Annotated in this window: 15 protein-coding genes; 7 read left to right on the forward strand and 8 right to left on the reverse strand. The window is 62.0% G+C overall.

Annotation, left to right across the window (positions count from 1 at the left end; all coding sequences use genetic code 11):
- Positions 1–6: 6 nt before the first annotated feature.
- Entirely contained in the window at positions 7–12,993 is a 12,987-nt protein-coding gene (locus HU806_RS03415) for a non-ribosomal peptide synthetase (protein ID WP_186609903.1), read from the reverse strand.
- Between the two features lie 271 nt (positions 12,994–13,264).
- Between HU806_RS03415 and HU806_RS03420 the strand changes: the two genes are divergently transcribed.
- A complete protein-coding gene (locus HU806_RS03420) occupies positions 13,265–13,813 on the forward strand; it encodes an RNA polymerase factor sigma-70 (protein ID WP_186609904.1) in 549 nt (182 codons plus the stop codon).
- A gap of 55 nt (positions 13,814–13,868) precedes the next feature.
- Here HU806_RS03420 and HU806_RS03425 read toward each other — a convergent pair whose 3' ends face one another.
- The 3 genes from HU806_RS03425 to HU806_RS03435 form a co-directional block, all read right to left on the reverse strand.
- Entirely contained in the window at positions 13,869–14,882 is a 1,014-nt protein-coding gene (locus tag HU806_RS03425; RefSeq protein ID WP_186609905.1) for a GNAT family N-acetyltransferase, read from the reverse strand.
- A gap of 70 nt (positions 14,883–14,952) precedes the next feature.
- Entirely contained in the window at positions 14,953–15,729 is a 777-nt protein-coding gene (locus tag HU806_RS03430) for a substrate-binding periplasmic protein (protein WP_186609906.1), read from the reverse strand.
- Positions 15,730–15,842: 113 nt separating this feature from the next.
- Positions 15,843–16,469, reverse strand: coding sequence for a TetR-type transcription factor C-terminal domain-containing protein (locus HU806_RS03435; protein ID WP_186609907.1), 627 nt, complete (start codon positions 16,467–16,469; stop codon positions 15,843–15,845).
- 227 nt (positions 16,470–16,696) lie between these two features.
- Here HU806_RS03435 and HU806_RS03440 point away from each other — a divergent pair, with 227 nt between their 5' ends.
- Positions 16,697–17,239, forward strand: coding sequence for a 3'-5' exonuclease (locus tag HU806_RS03440; protein ID WP_186609908.1), 543 nt, complete (start codon positions 16,697–16,699; stop codon positions 17,237–17,239).
- A gap of 87 nt (positions 17,240–17,326) precedes the next feature.
- The gene (gene ppnP, locus HU806_RS03445) at positions 17,327–17,611 is read left to right on the forward strand and encodes a pyrimidine/purine nucleoside phosphorylase (protein WP_186609909.1); all 285 of its coding nucleotides are present in this window, start codon (positions 17,327–17,329) and stop codon (positions 17,609–17,611) included.
- 82 nt (positions 17,612–17,693) lie between these two features.
- Here the strand turns inward: ppnP and HU806_RS03450 are convergent, their stop codons facing one another.
- Entirely contained in the window at positions 17,694–18,503 is an 810-nt protein-coding gene (locus HU806_RS03450; protein WP_186609910.1) for an MOSC domain-containing protein, read from the reverse strand.
- 65 nt (positions 18,504–18,568) lie between these two features.
- Complete coding sequence (locus HU806_RS03455) at positions 18,569–19,498, reverse strand: chemotaxis protein CheV (RefSeq protein ID WP_186609911.1); 930 nt, start codon at positions 19,496–19,498, stop codon at positions 18,569–18,571.
- A gap of 479 nt (positions 19,499–19,977) precedes the next feature.
- Here HU806_RS03455 and HU806_RS03460 point away from each other — a divergent pair, with 479 nt between their 5' ends.
- From HU806_RS03460 to HU806_RS03470, 3 genes are all read left to right on the forward strand, one after another.
- Positions 19,978–20,448, forward strand: a complete 471-nt coding sequence (locus HU806_RS03460) for a hypothetical protein (RefSeq protein WP_186609912.1) — start codon at positions 19,978–19,980, stop codon at positions 20,446–20,448.
- A gap of 225 nt (positions 20,449–20,673) precedes the next feature.
- On the forward strand, positions 20,674–21,567 hold the full coding sequence (locus HU806_RS03465; protein ID WP_186609942.1) for a sensor histidine kinase: 894 nt from the start codon (positions 20,674–20,676) through the stop codon (positions 21,565–21,567).
- Positions 21,564–22,223: a response regulator gene (locus HU806_RS03470; RefSeq protein ID WP_186609913.1), complete on the forward strand. Its 660-nt coding sequence runs from the start codon at positions 21,564–21,566 to the stop codon at positions 22,221–22,223. Before HU806_RS03465 ends, HU806_RS03470 begins: the two co-directional genes overlap by 4 nt.
- On the opposite strand, the gene yegS is transcribed toward HU806_RS03470, so the two are convergent.
- Positions 22,207–23,124, reverse strand: coding sequence for a lipid kinase YegS (gene yegS, locus HU806_RS03475; RefSeq protein ID WP_186609914.1), 918 nt, complete (start codon positions 23,122–23,124; stop codon positions 22,207–22,209). The genes HU806_RS03470 and yegS overlap by 17 nt on opposite strands.
- A gap of 345 nt (positions 23,125–23,469) precedes the next feature.
- Between yegS and HU806_RS26430 the strand changes: the two genes are divergently transcribed.
- Positions 23,470–23,778, forward strand: a complete 309-nt coding sequence (locus HU806_RS26430) for a hypothetical protein (protein WP_238350106.1) — start codon at positions 23,470–23,472, stop codon at positions 23,776–23,778.
- 55 nt (positions 23,779–23,833) lie between these two features.
- On the opposite strand, the gene HU806_RS03485 is transcribed toward HU806_RS26430, so the two are convergent.
- Entirely contained in the window at positions 23,834–25,021 is a 1,188-nt protein-coding gene (locus HU806_RS03485) for a molybdopterin molybdotransferase MoeA (protein WP_186609943.1), read from the reverse strand.
- Positions 25,022–25,043: the final 22 nt, after the last annotated feature.

Here is a 25,043-nt window from a genome sequence, read left to right on the forward strand (position 1 = left end):
GCAAAACTACAATCCTTCCAACTCTGCCATCAAATCATTCAACCGATCCGCTTTCTCCTCGGTGATTTCGCTGGCCGCCAGCCCTTCGATGTATTCGGCCAGTTCCTGCACCGTGCTGCACTCGAACATGGCCCGCAGCGGCACGTTGCGTTGCAGGGCTTTTTGCACACGCGAGGCGATTTGCGTCGCCAGCAACGAATGCCCGCCCAGCTCGAAAAAGTTATCGCGTATCCCCACCCGCTCGACCTTCAGCACCTCGGCCCAGATGTCCGCCAGGGTCCGTTCCAGATCGCTGCCAGGGGCTTGATAATCCTGGCTTTGCAACTGGCCAATCTCCAGGGCCGGCAAGGCCTTGCGATCCAATTTGCCGTTAGCGTTCAGGGGCAACCGGTCGAGCCATAGCCAGTGCAGCGGGACCATGTATTCCGGCAGCTCGGCGCGCAGCCGTTGTTTGATGCGCTCCAGCCGTTCGGTCGGGTTCAGCGTCGAGTCGGCGGCAACCAGGTAGCCCACCAGATGCTTGCCATGGGCGCCCTCCTGCACGCCTACCGCGCCGTCGCGGATTTCCGGTTGCTCGTGCAGCCGCGCTTCGATTTCCCCGAGTTCGATGCGGTAGCCACGAATCTTCACTTGGTGATCGATGCGTCCCACGTATTCCAACACGCCATCGCTGCGACGTCGCGCCAGGTCGCCGGTGCGGTACAGGCGTTCCCCAGGTGCGCCGAACGGGTTGGGCACGAACACCGGCGCGGTGCGCAGTGGATCGCTGACATAGCCACGCCCGACCCCGGTCCCGGCGACACACAACTCGCCCACCGCGCCCAGTGGCACCAGTTCCAGCGCCCCATCGAGCAGGTACAAACGGTTGTTGTCGGTGGGCGTGCCGATGGGCAGGTAAGTGCCACGGGTCGAGGCCATGTCGACGCGGAAGAACGCGACGTCATCGGAACATTCAGCCGGACCGTAGGCATTCACCAGGCCGATAGCCGGGTAACGCAACAGCCATTGGTGAGCAAGCTCCGGAGGCATCGCCTCACCGGTCGGCAGCATCCAGCGCAGACCATCGAGGCCGATGCGGTCGTGGGTGAGCATGCCTTGGATCAGTGACGGCACGCTTTCCAGCACCGTGATGTCCTGGCGTTGCACATGGTCCAGCAGCCCTTGCGGGTCATGGGCGACGGCGTTGGGCACGATGTCCACCCGAGCGCCGAACAACGGCGCGGCGAGGAACTGCCACACCGAGATATCGAAACTCTGCGACGCCGTCTGGGCAATCACGTCCGTTTCGTCCAGCGCCAGGTACGGCACTTTGCTGAGCTGGTTATTGAGCATGCCGCGCTGTTGCACCATGACGCCTTTGGGCAACCCCGTGGAACCCGAGGTGTAGATCACGTAAGCCAGGTTGTCCGGTCCGCTGTGGACGCCGGGATTGTCCAGCGACACATTGCTGGCCTGGACGTTCTCCCAGACCAGCAGCTTTGGCCGGCCGGCACAGGCGAACTCATCCAGCAACGCCAGCGCCTGCTCCTCACAGGCTCGGGTGCAAACCAGCAGCGGCGTGCGGCTCAGTTCGATGATGCGGCTCAAGCGCTGACTCGGCAGGCCCGGGTCCAGGGGCAGGTAACCGCCGCCGGCCTTGAAACTGCCGATGATCATGCCCAACAGATCCAGGTTCCGTTCGGCCAGCAGTGCCACAGGCTGATCGAGACCGACGCCGGCGGCGATCAGCGCATGGCCGAGGCGGTTGCTGCGCTCATTCAACTCGGCGTAGGTGCAGCGGTCCTCCAGGCAACTGGCGGCGACGCGTTGCGGATGAGCCGCCACCTGGGCCTCGAACAGCTCGACGTAACTGCGCTCCAACGGATAGTCGCGCTCGCTCTGGTTGCAGCCTTCGACCAGAAAGTCCCGCTCTTGGGCGCCGATCAGCGGCAGCTCGGCCATGTCACCGTGGAAACCGTCTATCAAGGCCAGCAGCAATCGCTTGAACTCGCCGAGCAGACCATGGACGGTGGACTCGTCGAAATAACGTTGGTCGTAGGACAGGTGCAGCCCCAGGTCATCGCCCGGATAGCAGACCGCCGTCAGCGGGAAATTGGTGTGGGTGCGGCCCGAGTCCGAGGTGGCGTTGAGGCTTTGGGCGCGGTCCAGCACCGAGACTTCCACCGGCGCGTTTTCGAACACGAAGAGGCTGTCGAACAGCGGCTGGCCCTTGGGCAGTTCACTGGCTTCCTGGATGCTCACCAGCGGCAGGTATTCGTACTCGCGCAACTGCATGTTGCTGTCCAGCAGGCCGTTGAGCCAATCGCGCACACTGCAACGCTCGTCGTCGCCGGGGATCTGCACCCGCAAGGCCACGCTGTTGATGAACAGCCCCACCGTGCGCTGCATCTGCGGCATCTCCACCGGGCGCCCGGCCACGGTCACGCCGAACAGCACGTCCCGATCACCACTGACCCGGCGCAGCACCAGGGCCCACGCCGCCTGGGCGAAGGTGTTCACGGTCAACTGATGGGCCTGGGCCAGCTCGCGCAACCGCGCGCCATCCCGGGCGTCGAGCCGCGTGTAGCAGTCGCCGACCACCATGCCGCCGCTATCACCGGCGTGCTCGCGCAGGAACGGTCGGTCGCCGGGGATCGGCGTGGTCCGTTCAAAGCCTTGCAGGTTGCGCTGCCACCACTGCCGGGCTTCGGCCAGGCTCTGGCGTTGCAACCAGCCGATGTAGTCGCGATAGCGCGGCGGCACCGCCAATAGGGGCTCGCGATGCTCACCGAGGGCGGTGTAGATCTCGAAGAAATCGTCCATCAGCAGCGAACGGCACCAGGCATCGATGAGGATGTGGTGATTGCTCATCATGAACCAGTAGCGCGCCGCGCCGACCCGGATCAATCGCAGGTGGAACGGTGCCTCGTTCAACAGATCGAAACCGGCCTCGCGCTCCCGCTTGAGCAACGCCTGGAGCTTGGGTTCCTGCTCATTCTCGGGGACCTGCGTCCAATCGAGATAGTCGACCGGCGTGCGGCCGGGCTTGTGGATGACTTGCAGCATGTCTTCGCCGACGTTCCAGCAGAACGAAGCACGCAAGGCTTCGTGGCGGGCGATGACCGCCTGCCAGGCCTGGGCGAAACGCTGTGGGTCCAGTTCGCTGTTGATGCGGTAACGGTCCTGCATGTAATACAGGCCCGTGCCCGGCTCCAGCAACGTGTGCAGCAACATGCCTTCCTGCATCGGTGTCAGCGGATAAACATCTTCGATCTGCGCGGCCGGCACCGGCAGGTTGTCGAGTTGTGCCTGGGTCAGTTTCGCCAGTGGGAAATCCGACGGTGTCAGGCCGCCCGCCTCGTCCGTGAGGCAATGCTCGATCAAGCGCTGTAACTCGTCGAGGTAGGCATAGGCCAGCGCGGCGATAACCTGGTGGTCATGGCGCTCGGCGCTGAAGGTCCAGCGCAGCACCAGTTCACCGCCGCTGACCTGGCCGTCGACGCTCAGTTCGTTGGGCAGTGGCGCGTCAGGGTCGTGAATCGACCCCAGTGGTGCGTCGAGAGGCCGGAACAACGCCTCCTGGCCGAGGGTATGATCAAGCCGGCCGAGGTAGTTGAAGGTGATCGCCGCTTGCGGCAAAGCAGCCATGGCTTCACGGGTTGTCGTGTCGGCAAGGTAACGCAGCACGCCATAACCGAGGCCTTTGTGGGGCACGGCGCGCAGTTGTTCCTTGATGGCTTTGATCGAAGTGCCGAGATCGTCCTCCCCAGGGCTCAGCCGCAGCGGATAGACACTGGTGAACCAACCCACGGTGCGCGTCAGGTCGATGTCATCGAACAGCGCTTCGCGGCCGTGGCCTTCAAGTTGGATCAGCGCCGAGGCATGACCGGTGCGGCGACACAACACCCGAGCCAGCGCCGTGAGCAGCAAGTCGTTGACCTGGGTGCGGTAGGCGCTCGGCGCCTGTTGCAACAGCTGGCGGGTGCGCTCCGCGTCCAGGCGCACGCTGACGACTTGCGCGTGACGCTCCTGCTGCCCTCCATCGGCATGTGTGCAAGGCAGCGCCACGTCCGGGCCGCTCAGTTGGCTTTGCCACCAGCCCAACTCCTCGCGCAAAGACTCGCTGCCAGCGTAGGCCTGCAAGCGCGCCGACCAATCCCGGAACGGGCTGGTCTTGGCCGGTAACCGTGGCGTCTGCCCTTCTGCGCAGTGACGGTAGGCAGTTTGCAAATCGTCCATCAACACGCGCCACGACACACCGTCCACCACCAGGTGATGAATGACGACCAGCAGTTGTTGCCGACCGTCGGGCAGGTCTGCCAGCACGGTGCGCAATAACGGCCCGCTCGACAAATCAAAGCTACGCTGCGCCTGGGCAAACACCGCCTCACAGGCTTGCGCCGAATCTACCGGCAGGTGCTGCAACAACCCACCGTCAAACAACGGCTGGTGCTCGGCGCGCCAATGCCCGGTCGTGCTGCCGAAGCCCAGGCGCAAGGCGTCATGCTGTTTGAAGACAGCGCGCAATGCCTGCTCCAGCGCCTGTGGTTCGAGGGGCGTCGTCGGCTCCAGCAACAGCGCCTGGTTCCAATGATGACGGCGGGGCATTGGCGTGGCGAAGAACCAATGCTGGATCGGCGTCAGCGCCGATTCACCGCTCAACAATCCTTGCTCGGCGCTGACCAGCTCGCTGCGGGTCGCAACGTTGCTCAGGGCCTGCACGGTCTGGTGCTGGAACAAGTCCCGCGGCGTGAAATGGATGCCCTGCTGCCGGGCACGGCTGACGACCTGGATCGAGAGAATCGAGTCGCCCCCCAGCTCGAAGAAGTTGTCGTTGAGGCCCACCTGTTTCACGTTCAACACATCACACCAGATCGCCGCCAGCGCTTGTTCCAGGACATTGCCTGGCGCCACGTACTGTTGGCGATTGAGCTCCGGATCGGGCATCGGCAAGGCACGGCGATCAAGCTTGCCGTTAGCGGTCAGCGGCATGCTCGCCAGCACGATCAAGTGAGTCGGCACCATGTAGTCCGGCAACTGCGCCTTGAGGTGGTTTTTCAGGGATTCACGCAAGGTCGCCTGCTCGGCGGCGCCCTGCTCCGCGACGTCGGTGGCGAGATAGCCGACCAACTGCTTGCCACCCGGCAGATCGAGGGCCAACACCACGGCTTCGCGCACGGCGTCATGTTCCAGCAGACGGTTTTCGATTTCCCCCAGCTCGATGCGGAAACCGCGGATTTTCACTTGGTGGTCGATTCGGCCCAGGTATTCGACCTGGCCGTCGGCACGCTGGCGCACCAGGTCGCCGGTGCGGTACAGCCGTCCGCCATTGGCGGCAAACGGGTCGGCGACAAAACGCTCGGCGGTCATGCCCGGGCGCTGGTGATAACCCTGGGCCAGGCCGGCGCCACCAACATACAACTCGCCCGGGGCACCTTGCGGCACCAGCGCCAGGTCGGCGTCGAGAATGTAGGCCACCCGAGCGCCGATCACGCTGCCAATCGGCACGCTGCCCGCGCCCTCCTCCAGCCGTTCCGGGGCCAGGCTCGCCAGCGGCATTACCACGGCTTCGGTCGGCCCATAGGCATTGAAAAACAGGCTCGGATTGAAGGCGGCGCGGATGCGCTGCAAGTGCTCGCCGGTCAGGGCTTCGCCACCGGTGATGCACATGCGCACCGGCAACGTTTGCCCCTGGCTCGCCAGCCATTGCGCCAACTGGCTGCCGTAGCTGGGCGTGAAGCCGAGGATGTTGATGCGGTGCTGGCGAATCAACCCGCAAATCTCCTCGGCGTCCCACTGGCCCTGGGCGCGCAGCACCACATGGGCGCCACTGAGCAACGGCACCAGCAACCGCTCGGTGGCGGCATCGAAGTTGATGGAATAGAAATGCAGTTCGCAATCGTCCGGGCGCATGCCGAAGCGCTGGATCACCGCTCGGCAATGCATGGCGATTTCACCGTGGGAGACCACCACGCCCTTGGGCTTGCCGGTGGAACCGGAGGTATAGATCAAGTAGGCCTGATGTTGCGGCAGGTTGATCAGCGCCGGCGCATGATCCGCGTATTGCGCCAGGGCCGCCGAATCGTCTTCCAGGCACCAGCGCTGCACGCCCTCCGGCAATGGACCAAGGACCTCGAACATGGCCCGGTCGCTGAGCAACAGGCCGACGCCGCTGTCTTCGATCATGTAGTGCAAGCGGTCCAGCGGGTATTCCGGATCCAGCGGCACGTAGGCGCCGCCCGCCTTGAGAATCGCCAATAGGCCGACGACCATTTCCAGCGAGCGCTCCAGCGCCAGGCCCACCCGCACCTGCGGCCCGACGCCACGTTCGCGCAACATCCAGGCCAGGCGATTGGCCCGGCCTTCGAGTTCGGCGTAGGTCAGAGTCTGGCCGGCGAAGGTCAGGGCCGGCGCGTCGGGGCGCGCCTGGGCCTGTTCAGTGAACAATGGATGGATGCATTGATCCAGGCGATGTTCCCCCCCCTCCTCGCCGAGGCTGTCGAAGAGCTGCCGTTGCTCGCTCGCGTCCAGCAGCGGCAGTTCACTCAGTCGCCGGGACGGATCGACCAGCAACGCTTCCAACAGATTGCGCCAGTGCCCGGCCATGCGCGCAATGCGCGGTTCGTCGAACAGGTCAGTGCTGTAAGTCAGGCAGCAACCCAGCCGATGGTCCAGGTCGGTGACTTCCAGGTTCAGGTCGAACTTGGTCGCGCGGGCGTCGTTGACCAAGTAGTCGACGCTCATGCCAGCCAACGTGCGGCTCTGCTGGAATTCCCAGCGCTGCACGTTGCACATCACTTGGAACAACGGGTTGTACGCCGCACTGCGCGGCGGTTGCAAGGCTTCCACTAGATGGTCGAACGGCAAGTCCTGGTGGGACTGCCCCTCGATCACGGTGTGGCGCACCTGCTCGAACAATTCGCCCACCGACATCTGCCCGTCGAGCTGGCAGCGCAGCACTTGGGTGTTGAGGAACGCGCCGATCAGCCCTTCGCTTTCCGGACGGATGCGGTTGGCCACCGGCGCGCCAATACGCAGGTCGGTCTGGCCGCTGTAGCGATAGAGCAACACGGCCAGGGCGGCGGTCATGGTCATGAACAGGGTCAAGCCACATTCGGCATTAAAGGCACGGACCCGGGCGGCCAGCTCATCGCTGAGATCAAAGCGGAACAACTCGCCACGATGGCTTTGCACCGGTGGACGCGGGCGATCGGCCGGCAATTCCAGCAGTGGATGTTCGCGGCCCAGTTGCGCGGTCCAATAGTCCAATTGTCGCTGGCGTTCGCCGGACTCCAGCCATTGGCGCTGCCAGACGCTGTAGTCCAGGTACTGCACGGGCAAAGGCTCCAGCGGCGATTCGCGGTCGTCGACGAAGGCTTCGTACAGCGCGCTCAGCTCTCTGGCAAAGATGTCCATCGCCCAACCTTCGGTGACGATGTGGTGCAGGGTCAGCACAAAGTAATGCTCATGCTCGGCGGTCTTGACCAGGCAGGCCCGCAGCAGCGGCCCGGTTTCCAGATTGAAGGGCTCGTGGGCCTCGCTGTCGGCCAGTTGCTGCACGCGCTGCTGGCGTACATCGGCGTCGAGCATCGAGAAGTCCTTCCAGTCCATGCGCAGCCCTGTTTCGTCGTGCACCTGCTGGCAGGCCACGCCGTCGATGCTCGGGAACCTGGTGCGCAGGGTTTCGTGGCGCAGGAGCAAGGCTTGCAAGGCCGCTTCGAAACGCCCGACGTCCAGCACCCCGCGCAACCGCGCCATGCCGCCGACGTTATAGGCCGGGCTGTCCGGCTCCATCTGCCAGAGGAACCACATGCGCTGCTGGGAATAGGACAGCGGCACCGGTTGGCTGCGATCGACTTTCTCGATGGGCGGCTGGCGGTTGGTCTGGCCGCTGGCCTGGATCAAGCGCACCTGTTCGGCGAAAGCCCCCAGCTCACTGGCCTCGAACAATGCCCGCAATGGCAGCTCGACGTCGCAAGCCTGACGGGTGCGGGAAATGATCTGGGTCGCCAGCAACGAATGACCGCCCAGGGCGAAAAAATCGTCCCGCAGGCCAATGCGCGCAAGCCCCAGCACATCGCGCCAGATGCCGGCGATCTGCTGTTCGAGTGCGCTGGTCGGCTCGACGTGCTCGCGCACCTGCCATTGCGGCTCGGGCAAAGCGCGGCGGTCGAGCTTACCGCTAGGGCTCAACGGCATGGCGTCCAGGCGCAGCAGTTGCGCAGGCACCATGTACTCCGGAAGCTCGGCGGCCAGGGCGGTTTTCACGCGCATAGCCTGGGCGCTTTCGTCTTCATGGGCCGCGTCGGTCGTGTAGTAGCCGATCAACTGCGGGCCGGCCGCCGTGTCCCGCACCAGCACCGCCGCTTGGGTGACGCCGAGCTGGGCCAGCAGTCGGGCCTCGACTTCCTGTGGTTCGACCCGGAAACCGCGCAGCTTGACCTGCTGATCGAGACGGCCGAGGTATTCGATCACGCCATCGGCGCCCCACCGCGCCCGGTCACCGGTACGGTACAGCCGCGCGCCCGCCGGCCCTTGCCGATCGACAATGAAACGCTCGGCGGTCAATCCGGGACGGCCCAGATACCCCCGCGCCAAGCCAACGCCACCGATGCACAACTCGCCCGGCACGCCGATCGGCACGGGATTGAGCTCAGCGTCGAGCACGCGACACAGTACATTGGCTAATGGCCGGCCAATCGGCGAGCGATCGCCATCGGCTTCGGTGCAGTGCCAATGGGTGACATTGATGGCGGTTTCAGTCGGGCCGTAGCGGTTGTGCAACTGCGTCGACGGCAGTTGCGCCAACACCCGGTTGCGCAACTCGGCCGGCAGGGCTTCACCGCCGGAGAAAATCCGCCGCAGGCTTGTGCAGCGGGCGCTCAACGGTTCATCGACGAACAGGCTGAGCAGCGGCGGCACGAAATGCAACGTGGTCACGCCAAACCGCTCGACCAACTGCGCAATGCGGTGCGGATCGCGGTGTTCGCCTGGCCCGGCCAGTACCAATTGGCTGCCGGTGACCAGCGGCCAGAAGCACTCCCACACCGACACGTCAAAACTGATCGGCGCCTTTTGCATCAGCACGTCGCTTTCATCCAACCCATAGGCAGCTTGCATCCATTGCAAGCGTTCAGCCAAGGCGGCGTGGGTATTGCCGACGCCTTTGGGTTGACCCGTCGAGCCGGAGGTATAAATCACGTAGGCCAAGTGATCGCCGTGCAAGTGCAGGCCCGGCGGATTGCTTGGCCATTGCTCCAAGTGCAGGGCGTCCATGGCGATGACGCTGACGCCCTCGCAGGCCGGCAAGCGTTCGAGCAATGCGGTCTGGGTCAGCAGCAAATCGACGCCGCTGTCATGGAGCATGTAGGCCAGGCGTTCGCTCGGGTAATCGACATCCAGCGGCACATAAGCGCCACCGGCCTTGATGATCGCCAGCACGCCGATGAGCAATGGCGCCGAACGCTCGGCGGCGATTGCCACGCACACGTCAGGGCCGACGCCTTTGTCGCGCAGGTAATGCGCCAGCCGATTGGCCTGGGCGTGCAGCTCGGCGTAGTCCAGCGAACCACCGTCCCACTGCAGCGCGGTGCGTTGCGGGGTGCGGCGGGCTTGTTCATTCAGCAGTTCCGGCAGCCATTGCGCGGCGGGTTCGCAGGGCGCAGCCCCCCAACGCCGTTGCTGGGCGAGTTCCTCGGCACCCGACAACGGCACATCACCGATCGCCTGCTGCGGGTCGCTGCAGATGGATCGCAACAGGTTGCAGAAATGCTCGGCCAAGCGCGCGATGGTCGCCGCCTCGAACAGTTCGTCCGCGTAATCGAACGACAGCATCAGCCGACCGTTGCGGTCTTCTTCGCTGTGCAGTTGCAGGTCGAATTTGGCTTCGCGGCTGTGCCACGGCAACTCGTCGGCCAGCAGTCCGGGCAGACGCCGCAACGCGCCCAGGTCACGCTGCTGGTGATTGAACATCACTTGGAACAGGCCTTGCTCGCGGGCCTGGGGGAACGCTTCGAGCAGCTGTTCGAAAGGCAGGTCCTGATGAGCCTGGGCACCCAGCGTGGCCTCCCGGGCCTCGGCCAGCAGCGCGGCGAACGGCTGGCGCGCATCGGTTTGTGCGCGCAGCACCTGGGTGTTGATGAAGAAGCCGATCAGCCCTTGGGTTTCCAGGCGCGGGCGATTGGCGTTGGGCACACCGATGCGGATGTCGGATTGGCCGGTGTAGCGCTGCAATAATGCTTGCAAGCTCGCCAGCAACAGCATGAACAGCGTCGCGTCATGAGCTTGGGCGACCTGGCGCAGGGCCTCGCCGAGGTCCTTGTCCAGACGCACGCTGTGGCGCGCGGCGCTGCGACGCTGCTGGGCATTGCGCGGATGATCGGTGCCCAGCGCCAGGGGCGGATGCTCATCACCCAACTGCTGTTTCCAGTATTCCAGTTGACGTTCGGCTTCGCCTTGGGCGAGCCACTGCCGCTGCCAACTGCCGTAGTCGGCATATTGCAACGGCAACGGCGCCAGTTCCGCCACCCGCCCCTGGGACGCTGCGGCGTACAGCCGCGAGAATTCATCGATCAACACGTTCATCGACCAGCCATCGGCGATGATGTGGTGCAGCGTCACCAACAACTGATGCTCGTCTTCATCCAGGCGCAACAAAGTGACCTTGAGCAGCGGTCCCTTTTCCAGATCGAATCGGGTGGCCGCTTGCTCTTCACGGATCTGCAGCGCACGGGCTCCGCGCTGGTCGGCGGGCACGTCGCTGAGGTCGATCACCTGAAGGTTGAACTCACCGGCCGGGTCGATCTGTTGCAGGGCTACCCCGTCACGTTCCAGAAACCGCGTGCGCAGGGACTCGTGGCGTTCGACCAGTTGCTGGAAGCTGGCGCGCAATGCGTCTTCGTTAAGCTCACCGCGCAAGTGCACGGCCCCGGGAATGTTGTAGGCGCAGCTCGAAGGGTCCAACTGCCAGGTCAGCCACAAGCGGTTCTGGGCCAGGGATTGTGGCAGCGCTTCGGCGCGGGACAACGGCTTGATCAGGCCTTGAGCCAGGCCGCCGTCCTGCTGCAGGTTTGCCACTGCAGCAGCGAAAGCATCCAGGGTCGGGGCTTCGAAAAGCACGCGCAGGCTGAGTTCCAGGCCCAGGGTTTCGCGCAGCCGAGCGATAACTTGGGTAGCAACGATGGAATTGCCGCCCAACAGGAAGAAATGATCGTCGCCGCGCACCTGGTCGACCTGCAATTGCTCGCACCAGAGCTGGCCGATCAAAGCCTGGAGCTCGGATGAAGACGCAGGCTCATCGACCGTTTGCACTTCAGTCGAGGGGAACAGCGCATAGCTGTCGAGGCTGCCATCCGCCAATCGGGCGCGACACGCCGAACGCTGTAGTTTCCCGCTGGAGGTCTTCGGCAACGCGCCCGGATTGAGCAGCACCACGACGCTGGGCGCTTGTTGACAGCTGTCGGCCACGGCCTGGCGAATCGCTTTGATCAGGGCTTCGGGCGGGAGAATTTTCTGCACGCTGCGGCTGATTTCCGCTGCGATGCCGACGCCTTCTTCGCCGTTGTCGTCAACTGCAAAAGCGGCGACCCGTCCTTTGCGCACCACCTCCACTTCGCGCTCGATGGCTTGCTCGATGTCCTGTGGATAAAGGTTATGGCCACGCACGATCAGCATGTCCTTCAGGCGGCCGGTGATAAACAGCTCGCCGTCACGTACAAAACCCAAGTCGCCGGTACGCAGCCACGTGCGACCGTCATGCTGGACAAAGGTCCTGGCGCTGGCCTCGCGATTACGCCAGTAACCGTGGGCGATGCTCGGCCCGGCGGCCCAGACTTCGCCGACCCGACTGTCGGCCAGCGGCTGCAACATGGAGGGCTCGACGATCAGCACCGCATGACCCGGCTGGCTCACGCCACAACTCATCACCGCGTTGCCCTGCCCCGGTTCGGCGCGGTTTTGCGCCAATGCCGCGTCGTCCATCCGCATCGCAGGAATGCCTCGGCTGCGCGGCGTGCCGGCGACGAACAAGGTCGCTTCGGCCAGCCCGTAGGACGCCATGAAGCTGTCGGGGGTAAAACCGCACGGGGCGAACTTTTCGGCGAAGCGCTCCAGGCTGTCGAGGCGGATCGGTTCGGAGCCGGAATAGGCCACGCGCCAACCGCTCAGGTCGAGGCGGCTCAAGGCTGATTCGCTAACGCGTTCGCTGCACAATCGATAGGCGAAGTCCGGGCCGCCGCTGATGGTGCCACCGTACTCGCTGATCGCTTCGAGCCAGCGCAACGGTCGAGCGAGGAAATAAGCCGGTGACATCAGCACGCAGGGCACGCCACTGAAGATCGGCTGCAGCAAACCGCCGATCAGGCCCATGTCGTGATACAGCGGGAGCCAACTGACGATGACGTCGTCGGGATTCACATCAATGCCGAAGCCATGACGAATCAACAATTCATTGGCTACCAGGTTGCCATGGCTGACTTGCACACCCTTGGGCAACGCGGTGGAGCCGGAAGTGTATTGCAAGAACGCGATGTCATCGTCTTGCAGGTCCGGCGCCAGCCATCGTCCGGCGCGGGCCGGATCGAGGGCGTCGACGCACAGCACCGACGGTGCCGATTCGATGGCCTGCAAGGTGTCACGCAAGTCAGCGCTGGTCAGCAGTAAACGTGGTTCGGCGTCAGCGATGATCGACAGCAGCCGCTCCTGGTGATGGCGACGCGTGGACTCCGGCGGATAGGCCGGCACGGCGATCACGCCGGCGTACAGGCAACCAAAGAACGCCGCGACGTAATCCGGGCCGCTGGGGAACAGCAATACCGCTCGATCACCGGCGTCGCACTCGGCCTGCAAGGCAGCGGCGATGGTCCGGGCGCGCAGATCCAGGTCGCGATAACTCAGCACCACGCTCTGCTGCGGTGTGTCGGCGAGGAAGCGCAAGGCCACCCGGTCCGGCGTCAACGCGGCGCGGCGCTGGAGGGCATGAGCCAGGGTGCTGGGGAGTTCGAACGGATCGGTCATGGGGGGTTCCTGCCTGAATTCGGCTTGCAAGTTGTCACCCATGGGAACGGATAGCGCCGGCAAATAATTAGTCGCCGACCCTGCGCAACAGACCGCTTGACCGTTGCGCAGAGCGACAAAGAGTCGCAGCGCTCAAGCTGGACTTCCTTTCATCAATAATTCTTCTTCTCAATTGACAATAATTATCATTAAGCCTAATTTGGCCGTCGATGTGTAGGACAGGTCCGATGGACCCGTCGTCCTGCTAACTAATTGCAGCAAGGTGAATTCCATGACGGAACAAGTCTCCACAAGCAGGTGCGACTCACCGCTACTTCAAGCCTTTGTCGATAACCGAACAATTCTGGTCAAGATCGCGGCGCGTATCACCGGTTGCCGGTCCCGCGCCGAAGACGTCGTACAGGATGCGTTTTTCCGACTGCAATCAGCGCCACAGATCACCTCATCTTTCAAGGCCCAGCTCAGCTACCTGTTCCAGATCGTGCGCAACCTGGCGATCGATCATTACCGCAAGCAGGCGCTTGAACAGAAATACTCGGGGCCGGAAGAGGAAGGATTGAACGTGGTGATCCAGGGTGCTTCGCCGGAGACCTTGCACATTAATTTTTCCACGCTGGAGCACATTGCCGAGGCGCTGACCGAGTTGCCCAGCCGTACCCGCTACGCCTTCGAGATGTACCGTTTGCACGGCGTGCCACAGAAGGACATCGCCAAGGAACTGGGGGTCTCGCCGACCTTGGTCAACTTCATGATCCGCGACGCCCTGGTGCATTGCCGCAAGGTCTCAGGGGTTCGTGCGGACACCTTCGCCCGACGCTGATCATCGGTAGTTGTGAAGCCTCATCGCGAGCAAGCCCGCGATGAGGCTTCAAGGCCTACACCAACGAACACCGCTCAAAAAACCGCTCGCGTCCCAGGATCATCAGCGCCGCTCGCTTGTGCGGGAAATCGAATTCTTTCTCGCAATGAAAGCACTGGTTATGCAAATGCCCGATCATCCGCGCGTTATCGGCGCGGGGCTCGGCCACCACGCGTTGAGTGCGCGGGTCATCGAGAAACAGGTAATGGACCAGGGCCGACAGCCAGCTCGCCACCTTGTGCGGGCCGCGGTGCTGCTCCTCGCCGACCAGCATGTGGATGCCGCGGTCGAAGTCGCGCGCTTCATAGAACGGCGCGATTCGATCTTCCTTTGCCCAATAGGCTTCGAAATAGGCAAATGGTTGCTCATCGAAACAGCCGATCAGCGTCAGGACCCGAGGGTCGTGCTGCAGTTTGGTCAGGTATTCGCGATGCTGCTCCAGGCTGCCCTCTTCCTGCCAGAAACTGGCCACTCTCGGGCTGTTCTGCCAGCGGTTGAAGCGCGTCAGGTCATGCTCGATTTCCAGGGTTCGCAAGGACACCCACGCCCCCAGGCGAGCGTCGAAGCGCCGATACACTTCGCCTCGTGGCTTGACGGGTCGGCGAGGATGGCGCTTGCCATCGGTGATGATCATCTGCTGCGGATAACTGCCGCTGAACGATTCGCCCAGCCAGGGCTGCGGCAATTGCCAGAACAGCGTGCGCTCGCACAGGTATTCGTTGGGCTGCGAGGTGCCCACCAGCAAGCCGCTGAGCAGCGCCTCGCCTGGACGCTCATCGAGGTGCCAGACCAGTTGCTGGCAGCCCGGTTCCCTGGCAAACAACCAATAGCAAGCCGCCCAGAGCGCCGGGCCTACAGGCCGATCATTGGGTTCCTGCAAATGCACATGCAATTGGGGACCGCGCTCCAGGCGCAACCGGACCAGCGGCGTGTCCTCGAGCATCAGGCTGAGGTGGCGTTCTGTTTCATCGGCGCCAAGACTCCGGCCGCCAGGCAAGGGAAGCGTCGTCGCAGGATTGAAGTGAGACATTGAAGGGGCTCGCGTATTCGTCGGTAGTCAACGTGTGACGTGAGCCAGGAGGGGAAATTTAGTCGCGCGCTCAGTGGGTGTGGGTCGGCACCAGCTCGATTTGGTAGGGCTTGAAAATCGCCAGAAGCTGGCCGTCCTCCCGCAACTTCTGCAGCAATCGACCAAACGCCTCGGCAGAAATGGGCGCCTGCGGTCGGACCAGCGCGTAATGGTGATAAATCTGGTCGATACGCTCGGAGACCAGAAACTGGGAAGCGAGCTGGGGATTGCGCAACAGATAATCGCTGAGGTACGAACGGGTCACCAACGCAATGTCCGCACGCCCGCGCAACAACATTTGCAGATTGCTGTCATGGGAATAGGTCAACGTGGCGTTGAACTGGCCGATGAGGAATTTGGGGTCTGAGTTGAACTGCGCAAAGGCGTAGTGATAGCCGCTGAACAACGCCAGCCGCTTGCCTCGAAGGTCCGCGAAATAGCTCTGCTGGCGATCCGGCAGTTTCTGCGTTACGAAGATTTCCGCGTCTTCCAGACCCATGTCCACCAACGTATGGGGCACATCCTGCCAGCCCCAGTCCGGATTCTCGAAAATGGCCATGTCGACCCGGCCTTGCTTGAAGTCATTGAAACGGCGTGGGATCGATGTGGGCACCAGGACGAACTGGTAATCGGCCTGCGATCGATTCAACGCCTCCACCAGTTGCGGCAGCAACCCCGTGTCGGCACCGCTCTCGGGACGAACGGTATAAGGCGGAAAATGTGCCGCGCCGATCCGGACCAATTGCGCCGCCTCGACAGGCAGCATCAAGAAAAGGGCCAGAGCGGCCAGCAGAACACGCGAGGTCATCCCCATCGGCGAAAAAATCAAGATAACCACTCCCCAAGAATTCCCATCAATACAATGATGCCGGGCGGTTGCAGCCGCTTAGCCAACCGCGCGGCCCTGACGCCTGAGCTCGATTATTGTTGTTCTTTCAGCACCAGGATCAGCGCCTGCTCGGCCAATTCATCAAGACTCAGGCTGCCTTCGGCGCGAAACCAGGTGGAGGTCCAGGACAACGCTCCGGTAAGGAGGCGCCGCATGATCGACACGTCCCCGCGAATATACCCGGCATCCCTGGCCTCGCCCAAGACCTCGAGCCACACAGCTTCGTAGATATCACGCAGGGCCAGCACTTGTCTCTGCCCTTCTTCGGATAAGGAGCGCCATTCATAGACCAGCACCGCCATCGCCTCGCCAGTACCGCCCATGATCGATTGCAGTTCACAGCGGATCAGCGCCAACACGCGCTCGCGCACGCTGCCACCTTCGGCCAGCGCCGCGCGCATCAACGCGGTGTTGTAGCGGATGGTTTCCTCCATCACCGCCCGCAGGATCTCGTCCTTGCTTTTGAAGTGATGGAAAATGCTCCCCGATTGAATGCCGACGGCGCTCGCGAGGTCGCGCACGGTGGTGCGTTCAAAGCCGTTGTTGCGAAACAGGTGAGCGGCGGTTTGAAGCAATTTACCGCGTGCGCTGTCCGGGTCGGTCAGTTGCCCGTTGTCGACCAAGTCATGCATCACGCGCAGGGCTTTTCGCTCGTCCACCCACTCTCTCCTACCGTTGATCGGCCAACGCGGGCCACTTCAGCAAATCCAGGTGGCGCGGGCAATTTAAGCTGACCGGGGCAGCCAAGCAAGCGCTCGGGCGCGGTCGTCTGGATCAAGCATGCCAGCGAATCGTCGGAATATTGCAGAACGAGACAGGACTAGGCGGATATGCCGGGTTTGGCTACGCTCAAACCCATGAACACGCCGATACCAGGAACCTTGCAATGCCTCAATGGCTGGTGATTGATCTGGAGGCCACGACCGATGAAGGTGGCTGGCCGGTAACCGAAATGGAAATTATCGAAATCGGCGCCACCCTGGTGAATCGAGATGGCCGGGAAGTGGATCATTTCCAGAGGTTTGTCCGGCCTTTGAGGCGACCACTGCTCACCTCTTTTTGTCGCCAGCTGACGCACATCAGCCAGGCCAATGTCGACAGTGCAGCACCGCTTGCCGAGGTCTGGCCAGCGTTCGAACATTGGCTGGCGCCCTATCATGCACGCCTGGAAGGCTGGGTCAGTTGGGGCGACTACGATCGCAAGCAATTGCTTCAGGAATGGCAGCAGCAGCAATTGCACAGCGTTCTCGACCAAGTACCGCATATGAATCTCAAGCAACGCTTCGCCAAGGCCCGCCGGCTGGAGCGCCCTTTGGGGCTCAATGGGGCGCTCCAGCTGGCCGGAATGCAATTCTGTGGGCAACAGCACCGCGCGCTGGAGGACGCCCGCAACACGGCGAGACTATTGCCCCTGGTACTCACAGGCTGACCGCAAGGTCCGGCGCGGCAGATGACGACCGTTGTGGCCTTGTGCATACTGGCCGGCCTTTTTCAGCCCTTTCTCGAGGAATCGCCCATGTTCAAAGTCAACGAGTACTTCGACGGCACCGTCAAGTCGATCGCCTTCGGCACTGCCGAAGGTCCCGCGACCATCGGCGTCATGGCACCGGGCGAATACGAATTCGGCACCGCCCAGCGGGAAATCATGCACGTCGTTTCCGGCGCCCTGTCGGTTAAACTGCCCGACAGCACTGACTGGGAAACCTTTGCCGCTGGCAGCCAGTTCAACGTCCCGGCCAACAGCAAATTCCAGCTCAAGGTGACCGTCGACACGGCTTACCTGTGTGAATATCGCGGCTGAACCCGCCTCGCCACAGAAACGGTTACGTCATAAACAGAAATGCCCGTGTCGAATGGCACGGGCATTTCTATTCAAGGGTTCTTTATTCCAGCACTTCGACCGGCATGCCGACTTCAAGGCTGCCATCGCCGTCGTTGACCAGATTCTGGCCGAACATCGCGCCATCCGGGGTCGAACGATACTGCTGCAATGTCGCGAAAGGCTCGCGCTTCGGATCACGTTCGCCCGTATGCGGATCGACCGTTGTCATGATGCAGCGCGAGCACGGCTTGACCACCCGGAACTCCACCTCGCCTATGCGAATGCGCTTCCAGCCATCCTCGGCGAACGCCTCGCTGCCTTCGATCACCAGGTTGGGACGAAAGCGCAGCATTTCCAGCGGACGACCGACCTTGCTCGATAAATCCTGCAAAGATGCCTGGCCAATCAGCAGCAGCGGAAATCCATCGGCGAAGGCGACCTTGTCGTCGTCCTTGCCGTAGCCGGCCGCCGTGGTGCGAGCCAACTCCACCGGCACATGGACCAACCGGGTGGGATTGCCGATGAATCCGCTGACCCAGGCCGCCGCCTCGTCGCCGGCATCCGGCACGCGCAAGGTGTCACGCCAGATGATCACGCCGCGCCGTTGTTCTTCGCCGGCGGACGGCAGCGGCACCTCGATGCCGCCGTGGCCCGGCGCGCTGAGGGTCAGACCACCCGCCTCGTTCCACACAGCCGAGAGCTGGCTCATTTTCGCCACGGCTCGCTGGGTCAGGAACCGTCCGCTGGCCTCATCCACCAGCATCCAGCGCCGATCACCGTCGAGCCCGAGCTTGTCCAGGCCAATCCCTTGCAGGAGCTGGCCCTTGCCGGACTTCAACGGATAACGGTACAGCGCGCTCAGCCGCAACATGATCAACTTCCCTGGTGGCGAAAAAACGCAACCTTATACGAGCCGACCGTCGAAGCAAACCTCGATCAGCCGCGGTCGAGCATCAACCGCTGACGCACCACATCGACCAGCTTGTCCGGCTGGAATTTGGAGAGGAAGTTGTCACAGCCGACCTTCTTCACCATCGAGTCGTTGAAGCTGCCGGACAGCGAGGTGTGCAATACCACGTAGAGCGCGCGCAAGCGCGGGTCGTTACGGATTTCGGTGGTCAGGCGATAGCCGTCCATCTCCGGCATTTCCGCGTCGGTGAAAATCATCAGCAACTTGTCGGTCATGACCTCCCCTGTATCCGCCCACGCCTTGAGCATGTTCAACGCCTTCAGGCCGTCGCTGGCGATGTGCATCTTCACGCCCAACTGGCCCAGGGTGTCACGCAACTGGGAAAGCGCGACATTGGAGTCGTCGACCAGCAATACTTCACGACCGCGGGCGCGCTCCAATACCGGATCCTCGAGTTTGTCCCGGGACACCTTGGCGTTGTAAGGCACGATTTCGGCGAGGACTTTTTCCACGTCGATGATCTCCACCAACTGGTCGTCCACCTTGCTGATGGCCGTCAGGTAATGCTCTCGGCCGGCGCTGGTCGGAGGCGGCAGGATGGCTTCCCAGTTCATGTTGACGATGCGGTCCACGCCACCCACCAAAAACGCCTGGACCGAGCGGTTGTACTCGGTGACGATGATGGTGCTGTTCGGTCCCGGCACCAGCGGACGCATGCCGATGGCCTGGGACAGGTCGATGACCGGCAACGTCTGGCCCCGCAGGTTGACCACGCCACAGACGAACGGATGGCGCTGGGGCATCAACGTCAGCTTCGGCAACTGCAGCACTTCCTGGACCTTGAAAACGTTGATAGCGAACAACTGCCGCCCCGCCAGGCGAAACATGAGAATTTCCAGGCGATTCTCACCCACCAGTTGGGTTCGTTGATCTACTGTGTCGAGAATGCCGGCCATCGATGACTCCTGGGCTTGTTCGGATGAATCCTGTAAAGGCTTTATCGGCTGCATGAGCCGTTTCTTGACCCCGACATGAAATAGCTGCATGGGGGCATTGATGTCACATTAACATCATGTTTTACTGACTTCCCGTCTCTACCCGTAATTTTCTCGCTGCGCGACTTCGGTTTGCGCGCAAAGTTCCCCTGCCTAAGGGATTCCCCTAGGCACAATCAGGCCTAACCTGATATTCCCGCTATCCAATAGCCATTAATGTGACGCCATTCTCATTGCTGAATGGAGTCAGGCCCTTGTGCGCGACCGTAGGACATCGGACTTTCAGTCGTTCGGCCGATCTTGCTGGTGCAATCGTTTGCGAGCCGGCGTTGGCCGAGCGGCAGAGGCTGGCGACGTGCCGTCGCTCGTTGTCGGCCATGAGACCCAGCCGTTCGCCACACGCGATCACTTTCGCCTGACATGATGTTGTGGAGATAAGCATGCCGAACGATCGCAAGAACTGGAGCCAGCGCCTTCCCGAGTTCCTGATTGAAGCCGAGACGCTCTTGGCCAAGTCAGAGGAATGCCTGAGCCACCTGCAATTGATCAACAACGACAAGGACGCCATTGATTGCATGCTCAGCACCTTGCTGAAGCTGGCAAACAAGGCCGATGCCTTGGCGTTGGAGGCCGTTTCGGAGTTTTCGCTGCACATCCATGGCTTGCTCACTCATGCGCAACATCACATGGAGCTGCACGATCAAGCGCTGGACGCGCTGAAAGATTGTTTCACACTGATGGCCTGGCAACTGGAACTGGTCGATCACACCACCGGCAAGCTGGGCCTGGACAACAGTGAACAGACCTCTCTGATCGAAGCATTTGCTTTTCAGGTAGGCCAAAATCCTTGCGAGGTATTACAACCACCGCGCTCCTTGGCAGTGGTCCCCTTCGCTCAGAAACAAGCCTGAAGTCGCTCGTTACGGCTCGCGATCAGGTATCCGGCTCGCTGGGCATTACAGCCGCCAAGCCGAACGCGACCAACGATATTTGAAGTGGTACTATGTCTCGCGTCAGTCGCTTCGAACAGCCGTCGCCAACTGAAGCCGTCCCCGACCTGAAACGTTTACCCGACCCGGCCCGTCAGATGCGCTGACCGGCCTGCCCGCAGCGAACATCCATTGGCTCCATCCGCTATGTACGCCAGCTTCAAGTCACTTATATCCTGGCCACCCTCCCGAGAAAATGCCCGCCGGTTCACGTTGCTGCTGTGCATCTGCTCGACCCTCGGCTGCCTGCTGGCCTACCTGACGGCCGTCACCATGCCGTTGAGCTTGCTGGCATTGAATGTAGCGGCCCTTGCCTGTGTCTGGATCCACTATCGACTGTCGCGAAAGTCCATCAAGTTCCAACCGCAGGAACTGGCGGATCGGCTGCTCGAAGTCCAGGAAAACGAGCGCCATCGACTCAGCCGCGAACTGCACGACGACATCGGGCAATTACTGACCGCGGCAAAGCTGCAAAGCGAATGGCTCAAACGGCGCATGCCGGAAGATTTGCAAAGCCAATGCTCCGTGCTCTGCGAGACGCTGGACGAAACCCTGAATAAAGTGCGGGACGTGTCGGCCATCCTCAACCCGAGACAGCTGACCAGCCTGGGACTCGAAGCCAGCCTGCGCGCGCACCTGCTCAAGACGCTGGCCAATACGCCGGTGAAATGGAGCCTGGACTGTCAGCAGCGCATGGCCGGCATACCGGAAGAAATGACGGTCGCCGCCTTTCGCATCACCCAGGAAGCGGTCACCAACATCCTGCGCCATGCCCAGGCGACGAATCTCCTGGTACGCCTGCAACGCCTGCCCGAAGGCCTGACGTTGTTGATCAGCGATGACGGCCAGGGATTCGTCCCGGCCCCCCATCCCGCCCGCGAAGGGCAACGCGGCATGGCCGGCATGGCCGAGCGGGTCGCACAACTGGGCGGCACCCTCAAGGTTACCAGCGAGGCCGGAAAAGGCACGCATATCGAAGCTCGCATTCCCTGGGCGCCTCGCACCCTGGAACGGGCCAGCAAGAATAAGGTTCTCCATTGACTTGTAATTTGCTTTTGGTAGATGACCACTCGCTGATCCGGGCCGGGGTGCGCGCCCTTGTCCTGGATCTGCCTGGCTACGCCGTCATCGGCGAAGCCAACGACGGCGCACAGCTATTGGAACTGGTGGAACGGCTCGATCCGGATATCGTTCTGCTGGATATTTCGATGAAAGACACCAGCGGCCTGCAAGCCTTGCAGCAACTCAAGCAAGCGCGTCCCAACAGCAAGGTGTTGATCCTGTCCATGCACACCGATCCCGCGCTGATCATGCAGGCGCTGGAATCCGGAGCCCATGGTTATCTGCTCAAAGACACCACTGCCACCGAGCTGGAACACGCCCTGGATGCCCTGCGCAATAACGAGCGCTACCTCAGCCCGGCCATTGCCCATACTGTGATCAACCAAGCATTGACCCGTGTTCAAAAACACCAACCCGATCCTGCCCAGACCCATAACCTGACCGCTCGCCAGTTGGAAATCCTGCGATTGATCGTTCGCGGCAAATCCACCCGGGAAATCGCCAACGGCCTGAGCCTGAGCATCAAGACCGTGGAAACCCACCGAGCCCAGATCATGAAGCGCCTGCAAATCCATGATGTCGCGGGGTTGGTGCTATTTGCGGTACGCGAGCAGATTATCAGCCTGGACGACTGAGCAGGCCCGAAGACCCCAATAGAGGCGAATCCGATGGCAAGTGCACGCGCAACGCCTTGGGCCGCACTGTGAAACGCAGATCATCGACCTCCAAGGGTTCGCCATCCAGATTGATATCCAGACCTTGGGCTACCTTGATTTCCACCCATGGCAAGCGCGCCCGTACGAACATGTTGTCGATACCCAGGCCGCCGGACAACAGATCCTTGAGGGTACTGACTACTTCTTGAGGTGCGGGCAGGATGCTGATATCGAGCAACCCATCGTCGGCCAGCGCCTCAGGGCACAGCACATGCCCCCCTCCAGCCTGCCGACCATTGCCTATACCCAGCGCCAACAGATCGCCACGCCAATGAAAACCGGGGCCCTGCAGCTCGCCATAGGCAGCACTCAGCTCACTGAATCGTGAAAGGCCGGTAAACAGATAGGCGGCACCGCCAAGGACTTTTTTAAGGTCCTCGGAAGTATTCGCAGTGACCTGACTGCCGAAACCGCCGGTGGCCATGTTGAGGAAGATCCGTCCACCGACCTCGCCCAGATCAACCGCCCGGGGCGCAACGTCGAGTAGATCCAGGGCCTGCTCCGGGTCCAGCGGAATCCCCGCCGCCCGAGAAAAATCATTGGCAGTGCCCAGCGGCAGCAACACCAGACTGGCATCACCCGCCTGCAGGGCGATGGCCTCGGCGATGTCGCGCAAGGTTCCGTCGCCGCCACCAGCGATCAGTTGAGTGTAACCGGCGTCCAGTGCTTCCTCGACACATCGCTGGGCATCGCCGGCTTCCCAAGTCAGCCGAACCGCCAGATCCCAGCCTTGTTTGCGCTTTAGCATCACTGCCGCGCGAACCTCCTCGTTGAGCGCCTGCTTGCCGTGCAGGATCAATAGCGCCTTGCCTTTGCTCATCGTTGTCTCCGTCATTGGAAAGGTTCAGGAATGAGACCGCCCGCGCAGCCGAAAAAGCCCGGACTCGTTCAATCTTTTAAAAAAAACACGCGACTTGCCTTTCGCTGTCACAAAAGACCGGACGGCCTCACTCAGGGATTTCCTTATTCAAGGAATTTTCTTACAAGTCTTGGCGAATCAGTTCAATTGACCCTCTAGTCATATTGAGACACCTTGGCATCAGGTTACGTTGAAGCGGTAAATCGATCATTTAGAAGGATGTGTTGCCCATGGACGGATATGCCACGGCCCGTAGAGGTCCGCTTGATCGCGGGAAAAATCATGTTTGCCGGGGAGAAACGCCCCATGCATAGCCATGAATACAAGGTATCGCCCCGGCGGTTCGTACCCTTCGGGGGTGAACGAGCCGATGGGCAAAACGAAGGAAAAAGCTGCAGTAAGCCTACTGGAGGAACTGATTTGGAACCGCGCGTCGTTGAACTGGAAACCCACCTCAAGTACATCCGAAGGGACATGGATGAAATCCGTACCGACGTCAAGGCGGTTCGACACCGACTTGCCTATCTGGCCGGTGCGGCGGCGGTGGTGATCGGATTGCTGGGCTGGGTCGCGAACAACCGATTCGACCAACTGGTGACGTTACTGTCGCGCTAAGGATTACAAGTAGAGGCCCGAGTACCTACTCGGGCCTGAACATGTTGAATCAGAGCTAACCCAAGACTTCGCTCAAGGGAATAAAGCTGACTTCATCGCCCTGGACCAACGTTCGCTCTTCGAGGACCTCGACCAGCCCGTCGGCCCAGGCTGCACTTCGCAAGACGCCCGAGCTCTGGTTGCGGTAAATAACTGCGCGGCCATTTTCAATACGGCCTCGCAAGTACTCTCTCCGACTGCCCGCCTTCGGCCAGACGAAACCGGCGGGCACCTTGAACTTGAGCGGTTCCACAGACTGAACGCCTTGGCGTCTCAGTAGATATGGCCGAGCCAACAGTGCAAAAGTCACCAGCGTAGAAGCGGGATTTCCGGGCAGACCTATTACCGGCATCCCACGGAAATGTCCGAATGTCAGCGGTTTCCCAGGCTTGATGGCGAGCTTCCAAAGCGTCAGCTCACCTTCTTCACGTAACGCTATGCCGAGGAAGTCGGCCTCACCCACCGAGACCCCACCCGTGGAAAGGATCAGGTCGACATCTGCCAGCCCGGCCAGGCACCGGCGGGTAGCGGACAAATCGTCAGGCAGGATGCCTGCATCCACGACCTCGCAACCCAGACGCTGCAGCCACCCGCAAAGCAGCACGCGGTTGCTGTTGTAGATCTGCCCCGGCCCCAGGGGCTGGCCAGGTTCCACCAGTTCATCGCCCGTGGACAGGACTGCAACGCGCACTTTGCGCACCACTTCCAGCGATGCGCAACCCAAGGATGCCGCAAGTCCCAGTTCGATGGGACCCAGGCGAGTACCAGCGCACAGGACCTGTTCGCCGACGGTTGTTTCCTGCCCCTGGGGGCGGATATTTTGCCCGCTCGTCAGCGGCTGGGTGAACCATACCCGCTGGTCATCTTCGACCACGACGTTTTCCTGCATCTCGACGCAATCGGCGCCGACCGGAACGGGCGCCCCCGTGAAGATTCGCGCGCAAGTTCCCGCAGCCAAGGGTTCTGGAGCCTGTCCGGCGAAAATCCGCTGACTGACCACCAGCGCCTCGCCTTGCCAGTCGGCCAGGCGCAAAGCGTAGCCGTCCATGGCGCTGTTGGGCCAAGGCGGCAGATCGAGCGTCGCCACCAGATCCTCGGCCAGCACCCGGCCCTCCGCCTGCGCCAGGGGCACCCGCTCGCGCTGGACGATCGGCGAAGACGCCGCCATCTCCAGCAACCGCTCCAGCGCGACCTCGACGGCCATCAAGGCCCCAGTCTTGCCGGGT

Origin of the sequence: Pseudomonas sp. SWRI154 (assembly GCF_014268645.1) — a bacterium.
Taxonomy (GTDB): Bacteria; Pseudomonadota; Gammaproteobacteria; order Pseudomonadales; family Pseudomonadaceae; genus Aquipseudomonas; species Aquipseudomonas marvdashtae.